This window comes from Streptococcus himalayensis (genome assembly GCF_001708305.1).
GTDB lineage: Bacteria > Bacillota > Bacilli > Lactobacillales > Streptococcaceae > Streptococcus > Streptococcus himalayensis.
On record NZ_CP016953.1, the window covers coordinates 807,472 to 821,146 of the forward strand.

Here is a 13,675-nt window from a genome sequence, read left to right on the forward strand (position 1 = left end):
CCTTTTGCATGTTGCGTAAGAGCTGAGAATTCTTTTTGCTGAGCTTCTTAACTTACTTTTGTTTCTTGTATCGCTTTTAAAACAGCTTGTCTATTAGAAAAAGTTAAATGAGATAAGAATAGCTTTAGCTACTCTTTTTGATGACTGTAGGCTCTCTTAAAGCACTGAGAAAAATGGTGTCGGGCCTATGTAGGCTATCTTTTCTTTTTCAAATAAAATTTTCCAATGTAATTCCTATTTTATAGGTCGTTCTAGCTCATTCTACACCAAGTGTTCATTTGTTTTTGGGATAAAGGTGTGCTAAATCTCATTAGGAATTGTGATAGATGAAGCACTCAAGTCCACACTCAATTGGTAGTCTGTTTGGTCACGCACGGTATGTTCGAAGTCTGTCGTATAAAGGACAATTCGGATCTGGTCTCCTTTTTTCATGCGATAAATCGTTGGCTGCAAGCGAAGTTGGCAATCCATCCATTCTTGAGGATGAACATTTTCGATAGTCAATAAATCCGTACGATTTTGCATATTCAGATGGCCTTTGCTGATGACGCGATGGGGCATTTCCACAAATGGCAATTCCCACAAATGCTCCTGAGCAAAATAGCGTCCGTTATCAAGAGAGCGTGACTCAACGACTTTCGGCAGAGAAAGCAGGCGTTTTTGCTTGCCTAGATCAAGGACCTGTGCGGAAATCAAGCCTTTATTGCTAGAAGACGCTAAACGTAGCTGGAGAGTAATCGGGCCGTTGATCCATAGATCTTCTTCCAGGGTCAAGTCGATTGTCACTTGCTGAGCCTTGTTGGTAAATAAATCTTCTTTGAAGGTTTGATAAGCTTTGCTGTAGCGGTCATAGTCTGTTTGCGGATAGTGGTTTTGGATTGTTTTTTCTTCCGTTCCTAGTGGGAGGGTAAGGGTTTTGTTAGCCCCAAAATCTTTTAACACTTCCCAATGTTGAGGGGTTTGATTATCTTGCCAAATGACGGTCGGTAGGGTAAAGCTAGACGGCTCTCCGATGAGCTTTTTCGTCAGCAAAGCATTCATCGATTCGCGGAAGTCAATAGACTGCCAGTTATTCATGTAAACATGCTCTCCGTGGTGGAGGAAGAGGTGTTTTTGGATGGTGCTAGGAAGGGCGTGAAACATCTGATAGACGTGAATTGGTTTGACATTCCAATCCTGTGTACCGTGGGTAAAGACGACTTCAGCTTTGACCTTGTGGGCATGAGGGAGATAATTGCGGTCATGCCAAAATTGAGTATAATCACCAGAGTTACGCTCAAGCGCTTTTTGCTGTTCTTCAAAGAATGCTTGATAGTCAGCATGGTGGCGTAGATAGTCTCCACCGAAAAGGTCACGCGAGTAAGTCAGAGCTGTCAGAGAATCCAAATCTTCTCCAGGATAGCCTCCAGGGCTAGTCACCAAACCATTTTCACGATAGTAATTGTACCAAGAAGAAATACCAGCCTCAGCGATGATGACCTCGAGCCCATCAACCCCTGTTGTCGCAAGACCATTAGACATGGTGCCCAGATAAGATAGACCTGTAGTTGCGACCTTGCCGTTTGACCAGTCAGCTACAACGGCGACTGTTCGACTGTGGTCGGTATAGGCAGTGCAGCGACCATTGAGCCAATCAATGACATTTTTGTAAGCCTCGACTTGTTGATAATCGCCACTGGTCATCATTCCTTGAGAATTTTTCGTGCCGACTCCTGAGACATAGAGATTGGCAAAGCCACGAGCGAGAAGATAGTCATTCAAGGAGTAACTGCCGATAGCGCCGAGTTTTTCAGTACTAGTTCCTATCCTTTGGGCTTTGGAAGGTTCCAGTCGTGAAATCGGCTGTTCTTGAACAGTGATGGTTCTTGCTTCCTTGACTGCTAAGTCCACATTCATATTTTGCAGAGCTTTGTCACTCTCCTTGTCATTGACCCCCTGGTGGTAGGGACTTGCTGTCATTACAGCAGGGATTTTCTGGCTGGTTTTTGGTCGTAAAATGCTGACCTTGATTAAGTCTCCGAGCCCATCTCCGTCCGTATCGACTAAGCTTTCAACATAAACCACCTCATGAATTAGGTCATGTGTATCAAATGTTGCAAGGCTCTTATCATTAAAGAAATGATAATGATTGTTTTCCTCGATAAATCCTTGACTGACTAGGCTATCGATGAGGGTATTGCCCCCCTTCATGCGGGTATTGAGCAGCTGATAGAGATTTTCTAAAAGATTTCCATAGCGAATCGGAAAATCAACTGCCTTGCGGAAATCCTCTACCTGTTCAAAGTCCATATGTGGCACAAATCCAAGCAATTGGAAGGCTAGCATGTAGAAAACGTCTGCTGTCAATTCACGGTCGGATTGACAGAAGGTTAGGAAATCCGTCTCGAAATCTGCCAAGAGAAGAGATAGAGCATAGTCGGTGTTTTCATAAGTAAAAAAGCAACGACGGATAAACTGCTCTAGATTTTTTTTGGCATTCTCCTCAAAAGAATAGGAAAATCCAAGCTGTTCGAGTTCTGTTTTCATTGTTTTCTCATCTTTTTTGATGTAACTAAATTGATTAAAGCGCATACATGTCTCCTTTTTGTATTTTTTGTGAAAATAACCTTTACATTCTTCATTATACTTGATAGAATAGGTTTTGTCTAAAAATTATATAAAAAGAGGAGAAAAACATGGACGTTACATGGACTGTGAAATACATCACAGAATTTTTGGGAACTGCCCTGCTCATCATTTTGGGAAATGGTGCGGTTGCCAACGTTGAATTAAAAGGAACAAAAGGTCATCAAAGTGGCTGGATTGTGATTGCGATTGGATATGGAATGGGTGTGATGATGCCTGCTCTTATGTTTGGAAATGTGTCAGGAAACCAGATCAACCCTGCCTTTACTTTGGGACTTGCAGCTAGCGGCTACTTCCCATGGGCACAAGTGGTTCCTTATATCTTAGCTCAAGTTTTGGGAGCTATCTTTGGTCAGTTGATGGTCGTTGTGGCTTACCGCCCTTACTTCCTTCAAACGACAAATCCAAATCATATCTTGGGAACCTTTGGGACAATTTCTAGTATCGACCACGGAACTGCAGAATCTCGTAAAGCAGCAACCATCAACGGATTTGTGAATGAGTTTATCGGTTCATTCGTGCTATTCTTTTCAGCAATGGGCTTGACAAAAAATTACTTTGGTGCAGAAGTAGCAGCTTTTGCAAAAACACAAGGTATGGATGTGGCTAATATTCAAGCAAAAGTAGCACTTGGTGGACACTTGAACGCAGGGATTGTGGTTGCTCACATGGCACTTGGTTTCCTTGTGATGGCTCTTGTAACGTCTCTTGGAGGTCCTACTGGGCCAGGTCTAAACCCTGCGCGTGACTTTGGACCACGTGTCCTTCACTTCCTTCTTCCAAAATCAGTTCTTGGAGAGAGCAAGGGTGATTCAAAATGGTGGTACGCTTGGGTACCTGTTGTAGCACCAATCTTGGCAGGTATTGCTGCTGTGGCACTTTACAAAGTTCTTTACGGATAAAATCGGCTCTTTGTCAACTGTAGTGGGTAGATGAAAAGCTAACACCTAGAGAGGACCAAATTGGTCTTCTCTCGTTTTATGTTTAAAGCAATGAAAATCCGCTTTTTAAAGTTTTCAAAGTTTCGAAAGCCAAAGGCATTGCGTTTGATGACTTTGATGAGATTATTCGTCGCCTCAAGTTTGGCATTTGAGTAAGGCAATTCCATGGCGTTGAGAATCTTATCCTTGTCCTTCAAAAAGGTATTAAATACGGTCTGGAAAATCGGGTCGACAGTCTGCCGAGTGTCTTGGATAAGTCCAAAAAACTGGTCAGCTTGCTTCTCCTGGAAGTGAAAAAGCAGTAGTTGATAGAGCTCGTAGTGTTCTCTCAGTTCTTGAGAATAGCCGAGCAGTTTAGCGACAATCTCCTTATTGGTCAAATGCATCCGAAAGGTCGGGCGGTAAAACCGCTTGTCACTGAGTTTTCGACTGTCCTGTTGTATCAATTTCCAGTAGCGTTTGAGCGTCTTGTATTCATGCGATTTGCGGTCAAAAGCATTCATGATTTGGGTACGGACACGGTTCATAGCACGGCTGAGATGTTGCACAACGTGGAAACGATCAAGCACGATTTTAGCATGAGGAAAAAGTTGTTTGGCTAGTTGATAGTAAGGGCTAAACATGTCCATAGTGATGAATTTAACGCGGTTTCTGACCTGTCTAGGGTATCTCAGAAAGTGATTTCGGATGGTTGCTTGCGTTCTTCCATCAAGGATAGCGATGACATTTAGGGAGTTGAAATCTTGAGCGATAAAGCTCATTTTCCCTTTCTTGAAGGCATACTCATCCCAAGACATGACTTCTGGAAGCTTAGACCACTCCGTTTCAAACTTAAACTCGTTGAGTTTTCGAATAACTGTAGATGTAGAAATGGAAAGTCTGTGTGCGATATGTGTCATTGCTTGCTTTTCGATGAGTAATTGTGCGATTTTCTGGTTGACAGCGACAGAGATTTGATGGTTTTTCTTAACAATAGGAGTTTCAGCGACCGCTATTTTCCCACATTCCTTGCATTTGAAACGACGCTTTCGAAGGCGGATAAGTAGCGGGTAGCCAGCAGTTTCTAAGTAGGGGATTTTAGAGGCTTTCTGGAAGTCGTACTTAGCCATTTGTCCCTTGCAGGAAGGGCATTTAGGGGCTGTGTAATCCAAGTGACCGTGGAGTTCTAAGTGTGTTCCCATGTCGCATTCATTAGTGATCGTGATATTTTTGTCTTTCATTTTGAGAAAATTTGTGATAAGATTTAGTTGTTCCATATGAGTCTTTCTAAATGATATTTTTGTCGCTTTTCATTATAGGTCATATGGGACTTTTTTTCTACACTGAAAAAGGCTCCATAATCTCCACAGTGGATTTACCCACTACAGATATTATAGAGCCATAAAATCAACAAAGTCTGAAGCCTAGCTTTCAGGCTTTTTTTAAAGAAATAGATGAAGAAGTACCAAAATTTCAAAAAATGCAAGGGAGTTTAGCATCTTATTCTACCTGTTTGAAATGTTTGGAATGAGAGCAAAAAAAGCGATTGAACAGTCAACTTTTTATAATAAAGCAAACGAAACTATTTGATTTTTTACATTTCATAGAGTATCAAACATAGTCAGTGTGAGACTTCGTTTATTTTATTCAATTAGGAAAGATAGTGCTACTTGCTGTCGTATGTTTCACGAAAACAACATCGCCTACAAATGTATGTAGCGGGATGAAATTTTCAGATAAAAAATAGAGCATATTCGCGTATAAATTATTGCAAAATAGGAAAAAATTTTTTACAATAGAAAGACTGGAGGAAAGTATGAGTGACAGAAATTCTATTGTAAGAGCAGTACCGACCCTTACAATCAATAATCGAAGAAAAAATCTTCAATTTTATACAGAAGTGTTAGGACTGACCAATGTGTTAGAAGACGCTGGATATACCATTTTGGGAGATCAGAGTCGGCAAGAGAAGTTACTGCTGGAGGAAGTTCCGAGTAATCGTGCCAGAAAAGTACAGGGGCTAAAAAAACTGGCAAAAGTTGTGTTAAAGGTGAAAGAGCCACGTGAAATTGATAGTTTACTAGCTAGAGCACCAGAGGAAATAACCTGCTATAAAGGAGAAAATGGTTTAGCATTTGAAGCGACCTCTCCAGAAGGAGATCGTTTTCTCCTGCATAGTGAAGACGATGTGACGACATTGATTCCTGTGGCAGAGCTAGAGCAGCTTCATCCCTTGGAGCATGTTGAAAAGCTATCAGAGTTTGAAGTAGAAAAAATTCATCTCCATATTTCTTCGCTTGACAAAGAAGATTTTTATCAAAAACTTCCGGGAAGTGCTTGCTTTTTGGACTTTGTTGAAGTAGAAGGGACGGATTTGGAGATAGAGGCAGGCAAGACGTGGGATTTATCGGCCATTCGTTGGAAAGTGGAAGAGATTGATGTGGCTCAGTTAGAGCACCAATTTTCTGATACAGAAGTTTTCGTCCCCAAGTCTCGGAAGTTCTTTGGTACAAAGGATAAAAGTCAGATTGAAGTCTGGGTTGAGAGAGTGTAAGTATGGAGACAGTGCTTTCCTTTATCAAGGAGCAGATGAAGTCTGGGTTATATCCAGGAGCGAGTTTGGCTGTTTACCGAGCTGGGGCTTGGGAGGAGCACTATGTGGGACAGAGCGATCCTGCTAGAAACCAAGAAACAAGGGCTGATTTACTCTATGATTTAGCCAGTGTTAGTAAGGTTGTCGGGGTTGGCACTCTCTTGCTAGTTGCAATGGGGCAGGGCTTAGTTGAGTTGGATCAGACTTTTCAAACCTATCAACCCCAATTTCGGCATAGTCAGATTACCATTCGGCAGCTCTTGACCCATACTTCTGGGCTCGATCCCTTTATCCCCAATCGAGATACTTTATCAGCAGAGCAGCTGAAAGCGGCCTTGTATCAGCTTGATTTACGAGAAAGTCAAGCTTTTCACTACACAGATGTGAATTTTCTCTTACTGGGTTTTTTAGTGGAAGACATCTATGGAGCCAGTTTGAATCAAGTGTTTGACCAGGAGATTTTTCGACCTTGGCAGATGAAGGATACGAGCTTTGGCCCGCGACTGGGTGCAGTTCCGACGGTTCGTGGACATGATGAGGGCTTGGTTCATGATCCCAAGGCACGGGTGCTAGGCGTGCACGCAGGTAGTGCGGGTCTGTTCTCGACTATTCACGATTTAAAGCTCTTTTTAGAGCATTATTTGCAGGATGATTTTGCAAAAGATTTATTTCAAAATTTTTCTCAAGAAGAGGGGAAAACGCGTAGTCTTGCTTGGAATTTAGAGGGTGATTGGCTAGATCATACCGGCTATACGGGTCCCTTTATCATGGTCAATCGTAAGAGGCAAGAAGCTGTCATTTTTTTGACCAATCGAACCTACGATAGGGATGACAGACCTAGATGGATCGAAGAACGTAGAAAACTGTGCGATGTCATTAAGCTCTGTTTGGAAACTCGATGAATGTTAAACCGAGAAGTGAAGTATAGATAGTTTTTGAACTGCTTGTGCAGCGATGTTATAAAAAATAAAGAAGAGAGGAACATCAGCTTGGGTTCCTTTCTTTTTCTCTGCCAAACAATCGCTTTTTTTTGTGAAATGTATTAGAATAATAAATAGAGAAATGCGAGAAAGAGACTATGACAAAAGAAATGGGTGTCGGAAAGGCACATAGTAAAATTATATTGATTGGGGAGCATGCGGTGGTTTATGGCTACCCAGCCATCTCTCTCCCCTTAAATAACATTGAGGTGACCTGCCGGATTGTTCCAGCTGAGCGTCCTTGGGTGCTTTATGAAGAAGACACGCTTTCAATGGCGGTTTTTGCGGCGCTGGATCATTTAGGGATTGGGGAAGCCTTTATCCGTTGTCAGGTGGATTCGATGGTGCCTGAAAAGCGGGGAATGGGTTCATCAGCTGCTGTTAGCATTGCAGCAATACGAGCGGTTTTTGACTATTTTGACGAGACCTTGGATGAGGAGACCTTGGAAATTTTGGCCAATCGTGCAGAGATGATTGCCCACATGAATCCTAGTGGTTTGGATGCCAAGACTTGCCTGAGCAATCGTGCTATTAAATTCATCAAAAATGTTGGATTTACGGAGCTTGATGTGGATTTGAAGGCTTATCTTTTGATTGCAGATACTGGTATTCATGGTCATACGAGAGAGGCTATCCAAAAGGTGGAAGAGGCAGGGAGATTGGCCCTCCACAATCTCCACCAGCTAGGAAATCTGACCAAGCAAATCGAGCAAGGAATTGCGCAACGAGATTTAGATGGAATTGGCCAAGCCATGACAAAAGCCCACAGTCATTTGAGGGCAATTGGGGTGAGTTGTGAGCAGGCAGATGAGTTAGTGCATCTGGCTTTAGAAGAAGGAGCTTTAGGGGCTAAGATGAGCGGGGGCGGTCTTGGGGGCTGTATTATTGCTCTCGTTAAAGAAAGAAACGAAGTTGAGCGTTTGGCTCAGCGATTACAGGAGAAAGGGGCAATCAATACATGGATAGAGAACCTATAACCGTGCGTTCATACGCCAATATTGCCATTATCAAATACTGGGGAAAGGCAGATGTGACAAGAGTAGTGCCGGCGACCAGTAGTATTTCGCTCACCTTGGAAAACATGTACACAGATACTCGTTTAAGTGCTTTGCCAAGCACAGCAACCGCAGATGAATTTTATATCAATGGGGAGTTGCAAAGTCCAGCAGAGCATGAGAAAATTCAAGCAGTGGTGGATCGTTACCGTCCAAAAGGAGCAGGATTTGTCCGTGTTGATACGGTCAATAACATGCCTACGGCAGCAGGTCTTTCTTCTAGCTCTAGTGGTCTGTCTGCACTCATCAAGGCTTGTAATGAATTTTTTAATCTAGCATTAACGACCAAGGAATTAGCCCAAGAAGCAAAGTTAGCGTCCGGTTCTTCTTCGCGAAGTTTCTATGGCCCTCTAGCTGCTTGGGACAAGGACAGCGGGGACATTTTTCCTGTCAAAACAGAGTTGAAGTTAGCAATGATTATGTTGGTTTTGGAGGACCAGAAAAAACCAATTTCAAGTCGAGAAGGTATGAAACGTTGTGTAGAAACATCTACCAATTTTGCGGAATGGATTGCTCGCTCAGAAGTTGATTACCAACAGATGCTCCAGTATTTGAGGGAAAATGATTTTGCAAAAGTAGGAGCATTAACGGAGGAAAATGCTCTGGCTATGCATGGGACGACCGAGACAGCTACTCCTGTCTTTTCGTATCTGACAGAGGCTAGCTACCAAGCCATGGATTTTGTAAGAGAGTTACGAGAGAATGGCCATGCTTGCTATTTCACGATGGATGCGGGGCCAAACGTCAAGGTTCTTTGCTTGGAGGAAGATTTGGCAGAATTGGTGCCAATCTTTGAGAAACATTATCGGGTGATTGTTTCCAAAACAAAGGATTTGAGCCATGAAGCATAAGGTAAAAAGTGGAGGGAAACTCTATCTAGCAGGGGAATACGCTATTTTGACAGCAGGGCAGTCTGCTTTGATAAAACAGATTCCTGTCTATATGCAGGCAGAGATAGAGCCGAGTTCTCGCTATCATTTAGAATCGGATATGTTTGACTATGCAGTAGATTTAACCCCAGATTCTGGCTATGCCTTGATTCAGGATGCGGTGGCAATGATGGAAACTTATCTGGTGAGCCAAGGATTGGCACCTAGACCTTTTTCCCTAGTCATTACTGGAAAGATGGAAAAAGAAGACAAGAAATTTGGTCTAGGTTCGAGCGGTAGTGTGGTTGTTTTGACAGTGCGGGCCGTGGCTGCTCTCTATGGCTTGACATTGAGCCCAGATCTCGTTTTTCGCTTGGCAGCAGCCATTCTTCTAAAGCATGGTGATAATGGCTCTATGGGAGATGTTGCCTGTATTGCTTATGATGATTTGGTAGTATATACCTCTTTTGATCGTGCAAGAGTGGCACAAGCACTTGCAGAAAAGCCCTTGGAAGTTGTACTGAAAGAAAACTGGGGCTATACCATTCAAGTGTTGAAGCCTGCTGTATCTTGTGATTTTCTAGTGGGTTGGACCAAGCAACCATCTCTTTCTCGCCTCATGATTCAAGAAGTTCAGGCAGCAATCACAGAAGAATTTCTGGAAGCGACGAATCAAGAGGTGAAAACATTGGCTCAGGCTATGTCCGATGGGGATAAGAAGCAAGTTGTGAGCAGTTTAGCGAGGGCTAGTCAGTTATTGGAAGATTTAAGCCCTAAGATTTACCCACCAATGCTCAGACGTTTGAAAGAGTCTGCTACGGGATTGGACGCAGTTGCAAAAAGTAGTGGAGCTGGGGGTGGTGATTGTGGGATTGCCCTATCTTTTTCGCTAGAGAGTAGTCTAGAACTCAAAAAACGGTGGCAGAAACAAGGAATTGAAGTATTATATGAGGAGAAAATGGGACCAAATGAGTGAGCAACGAAAAGATCAACATATCCAGTATGCCTTGGAGCAAAAATGGGGGTATAATAGTTTTGATGATATAGAGTTAATTCATCGCTCGCTTCCCTTGTATGATTTGGCTGAGATTGATATGAGTACTCACTTTGCAGGGCGTGATTGGGAGTTTCCTTTTTATATCAATGCCATGACTGGAGGAAGTGAGAAAGCAGGAACAATCAATCAAAAACTAGCACAGCTGGCAGAAGCTTGTGGTCTTTTATTTGTGACGGGATCGTACAGTGCAGCGTTGAAAAATCCTCAAGATGTGTCTTACGATGTGCGTGAAGGCCATCCCAACTTGCTCCTTGCGACCAATATAGGGCTGGACAAGCCCTATCAAGCTGCCCAACGAGCCATAAAAGCTATGAATCCTCTTTTTTTGCAGGTTCATGTGAATGTCATGCAAGAATTGCTCATGCCAGAAGGGGAACGTAGTTTTGCTCACTGGACCAATCATTTGAAAGATTATGTAGCTCAATCCCCCATCCCCTTGATTCTGAAAGAAGTGGGTTTTGGAATGGACGTGAAAAGCATGGAATTGGCTCATGAGCTAGGAATCCGCACGGTGGATCTTTCAGGTCGTGGGGGGACTAGTTTTGCGGCTATTGAAAATCGCCGCGGAGGCAATCGCAATTATCTCAACGACTGGGGCCAGACAACCGTTCAAGCTTTATTGAATGCACAAGCTTTGATGGACAAGCTTGAAATACTAGCGAGCGGTGGCGTTCGTCATCCTCTTGATATGGTCAAAGCCCTCGTTTTAGGAGCCAAGGGGGTTGGCTTATCGCGAACCATTTTGGAATTAGTGGAGACCAAACCCTTGGAAGAAGTGATGACCATTGTAGAGGGATGGAAAGAAGATATTCGTCTTATCATGTGTGCCTTGGGGTGCAAATCAATCGCTGAATTGCACCAAGTGCCCTACTTACTCTACGGGCGATTAGCACAAGCTCGCCTAGAGAACAACCACTAGAAAAATAGGAATTTTGCCAAAATCATCACTATTTTTTATCGGAAATATGGTACAATAAAACTAGAAAGAATAGTGAATCATGAATTATTTTAAAAAATATCGACTGGATTCTTCTAAATTTCGCTTAGGAATGCGGACCTTAAAGACGGGACTAGCTGTTTTTATCGTTCTTCTCCTCTTTCATATACTAGGTTGGCAAGGTCTTCAAATCGCTGCTTTGACAGCTGTTTTTAGTCTGAGAGAGGACTTTGATAAAAGTGTTCATTTTGGGACCTCACGTATTTTAGGAAATAGTATCGGTGGCTTTTATGCCGTCCTATTTTTTCTGCTGAATCAATTATTTGCAGATAATTTTCTGATTACTCTGTTTATGGTTCCGATTTGTACGATGCTGACGATTATGACCAATGTCGCTATGAACAATCAAGCCGGAGTGATTGGTGGCGTGTCTGCCCTCTTGATTATTACCCTTTCTATCCCAGAAGGGGATACCTTGACCTATGTATGTGCAAGGATTTTTGAAACCTTTGTCGGAGTTTTTATCGCCATTTTGGTCAATTATGATGTGGAGAGACTTCGACAAATTCTTTCAAAAAAAGAGAAATAATATACATGTCAGAAATTCTAACATATATTCTTGACAGACGAGAAGTTTCAGACTATAATAGTGTGTAAGAAAGGAAAAGCAATGAAGGAAAAAGAGTTTCGCCGTAATATGGCAGTTTTTCCTATTGGTAGCGTTATGAAATTGACGGATTTGACAGCTCGTCAGATTCGTTATTATGAAGATCAAGATTTGATTAAGCCTGATCGCAATGAAGGCAATCGCCGTATGTATTCTTTGAATGATATGGATCGCTTGCTGGAGATTAAAGACTATATTGCAGAAGGCTATAATATCGCTGCTATTAAGAAAAAATATGCTGAGCGTGAAGCTAAGTCCAAACGAACCATTACTGAAAAAGACGTCCGCCGTGCACTGCACAATGACATCTTGCAGCAAGGTCGCTTTGCTTCATCCATTCCACCGTTCGGTCGCATGCAGTAATCGAACAGATGTAAAAGGATTTAACAAGGAGAGAATATACCCATGCCAATCACAGTAGCTGATATCCGTCGCGAAGTGAAAGAAAAAAATGTCACCTTTATTCGCTTGATGTTTTCAGATATTTTAGGAACGATGAAAAATGTCGAAATTCCTGCAACGGATGAACAGCTTGAAAAGGTTTTATCCAATAAGGCGATGTTTGATGGCTCATCGATTGAAGGATTTGTACGTATCAACGAGTCTGATATGTATCTCTATCCAGATTTGGATACTTGGACAGTCTTTCCTTGGGGAGATGAAAATGGCAGCGTTGCTGGTTTGATTTGTGATGTCTACACGACAGAAGGGGTGCCTTTCCAAGGGGATCCTCGAGGAAATCTCAAACGTGCCCTCAAGCACATGGAAGAACTAGGGTTCAAATCGTTTAACCTTGGACCAGAACCAGAATTTTTTCTGTTTAAGCTAGACGAGCATGGCAATCCTACGCTGGAAGTCAACGACAAGGGAGGTTATTTTGATTTAGCGCCGACAGATTTGGCAGATAATACGCGCCGTGAAATCGTAAATGTCTTGACAACCATGGGATTTGAGGTGGAAGCGAGTCACCATGAGGTGGCTGTTGGTCAGCATGAGATTGATTTTAAGTATGATGAGGTTTTGCGTGCCTGTGATAAAATTCAGCTTTTTAAGCTGGTTGTAAAGACAATTGCTCGCAAGCATGGTTTGTATGCGACCTTTATGGCGAAGCCCAAGTTTGGCATTGCTGGATCAGGGATGCACTGCAATATGTCCCTTTTTGATCAGGATGGTAATAATGCCTTTTATGACCCACAGGATCCTAACGGCATGCAATTATCGCAGATAGCCTATCATTTCTTGGGTGGTCTGATTAAGCATGCCTATAATTTTACGGCTATTACCAATCCAACGGTTAATTCCTACAAGCGTTTAGTGCCAGGCTATGAAGCACCTGTCTACATCGCTTGGGCGGGTCGCAATCGTTCTCCTTTGGTACGAGTTCCAGCTTCTCGAGGAATGGGAACACGCTTAGAACTTCGTTCGGTTGACCCAATGGCCAATCCCTATATTGCCATGGCAGTTTTGCTAGAGGTGGGACTAAATGGTATTGAAAATAAGATTGAGGCACCAGCTCCGATCGAAGAGAATATCTATGTCATGTCAGCAGAAGAGCGTAAGGAAGCGGGGATTACCGATTTACCATCAACTCTTCACAATGCTCTAAAAGCCTTGACAGAAGATGAGGTCGTGAAGGAAGCACTTGGTCAACATATCTATACCAACTTTGTTGAAGCGAAGCGTATTGAATGGGCGAGTTATGCAACCTTTGTATCTCAATGGGAAGTGGATAACTACCTTGACTTATACTAAGGGCTGTGAAAAATAGATAATAAAAAAGAGGCGGAAACATTGGTTTTCTGCCTCTTATTATGGCTCGAAACCATAATGTAGATTTGCCGCTACTACTTTTTCCGATGAGGGCAATCTTATCTCCCTTGTGAATTGTCAGTGTAACACGCTTAAACAATTTATGCTTTCCATAAGAAAAACTCCGTTCTTCAAGGGAGATTGGAAATATTTCTTCTACTTT

Annotated in this window: 12 protein-coding genes; 10 read left to right on the forward strand and 2 right to left on the reverse strand. The window is 42.6% G+C overall.

The window, feature by feature from the left end:
* Positions 1-300: 300 nt before the first annotated feature.
* Entirely contained in the window at positions 301-2,571 is a 2,271-nt protein-coding gene (locus BFM96_RS03920) for a Xaa-Pro dipeptidyl-peptidase (RefSeq protein ID WP_068990586.1), read from the reverse strand.
* 104 nt (positions 2,572-2,675) lie between these two features.
* Between BFM96_RS03920 and gla the strand changes: the two genes are divergently transcribed.
* Entirely contained in the window at positions 2,676-3,527 is an 852-nt protein-coding gene (gene gla, locus BFM96_RS03925) for an aquaglyceroporin Gla (protein WP_068990591.1), read from the forward strand.
* A gap of 38 nt (positions 3,528-3,565) precedes the next feature.
* Here the strand turns inward: gla and BFM96_RS03930 are convergent, their stop codons facing one another.
* Positions 3,566-4,822: an ISL3 family transposase gene (locus tag BFM96_RS03930; RefSeq protein WP_068990592.1), complete on the reverse strand. Its 1,257-nt coding sequence runs from the start codon at positions 4,820-4,822 to the stop codon at positions 3,566-3,568.
* A gap of 539 nt (positions 4,823-5,361) precedes the next feature.
* On the opposite strand from BFM96_RS03930, the gene BFM96_RS03935 reads away from it, so the two are divergent.
* The 9 genes from BFM96_RS03935 (at position 5,362) to glnA (ending at position 13,455) form a co-directional block, all read left to right on the forward strand.
* Positions 5,362-6,099 carry a CppA N-terminal domain-containing protein gene (locus BFM96_RS03935; protein WP_068990596.1) on the forward strand — a complete coding sequence of 246 codons (738 nt, stop codon included), beginning with the start codon at positions 5,362-5,364 and terminating at the stop codon, positions 6,097-6,099.
* Between the two features lie 2 nt (positions 6,100-6,101).
* Positions 6,102-7,040 carry a serine hydrolase domain-containing protein gene (locus tag BFM96_RS03940; RefSeq protein ID WP_068990599.1) on the forward strand — a complete coding sequence of 313 codons (939 nt, stop codon included), beginning with the start codon at positions 6,102-6,104 and terminating at the stop codon, positions 7,038-7,040.
* Positions 7,041-7,216: 176 nt separating this feature from the next.
* Positions 7,217-8,095, forward strand: coding sequence for a mevalonate kinase (mvk, locus tag BFM96_RS03945; RefSeq protein WP_068990603.1), 879 nt, complete (start codon positions 7,217-7,219; stop codon positions 8,093-8,095).
* Positions 8,077-9,024, forward strand: coding sequence for a diphosphomevalonate decarboxylase (gene mvaD / locus BFM96_RS03950; RefSeq protein WP_068994153.1), 948 nt, complete (start codon positions 8,077-8,079; stop codon positions 9,022-9,024). Before mvk ends, mvaD begins: the two co-directional genes overlap by 19 nt.
* The gene (locus BFM96_RS03955; protein ID WP_068990604.1) at positions 9,014-10,018 is read left to right on the forward strand and encodes a phosphomevalonate kinase; all 1,005 of its coding nucleotides are present in this window, start codon (positions 9,014-9,016) and stop codon (positions 10,016-10,018) included. Before mvaD ends, BFM96_RS03955 begins: the two co-directional genes overlap by 11 nt.
* Complete coding sequence (gene fni / locus BFM96_RS03960) at positions 10,011-11,018, forward strand: type 2 isopentenyl-diphosphate Delta-isomerase (protein WP_068990607.1); 1,008 nt, start codon at positions 10,011-10,013, stop codon at positions 11,016-11,018. Before BFM96_RS03955 ends, fni begins: the two co-directional genes overlap by 8 nt.
* 79 nt (positions 11,019-11,097) lie before the next feature.
* Entirely contained in the window at positions 11,098-11,625 is a 528-nt protein-coding gene (locus tag BFM96_RS03965; RefSeq protein ID WP_068990609.1) for an FUSC family protein, read from the forward strand.
* 81 nt (positions 11,626-11,706) lie between these two features.
* On the forward strand, positions 11,707-12,066 hold the full coding sequence (locus tag BFM96_RS03970) for a MerR family transcriptional regulator (RefSeq protein ID WP_068990613.1): 360 nt from the start codon (positions 11,707-11,709) through the stop codon (positions 12,064-12,066).
* A gap of 42 nt (positions 12,067-12,108) precedes the next feature.
* Positions 12,109-13,455 carry a type I glutamate--ammonia ligase gene (gene glnA / locus BFM96_RS03975; RefSeq protein WP_068990616.1) on the forward strand — a complete coding sequence of 449 codons (1,347 nt, stop codon included), beginning with the start codon at positions 12,109-12,111 and terminating at the stop codon, positions 13,453-13,455.
* Positions 13,456-13,675 lie beyond the last annotated feature (220 nt).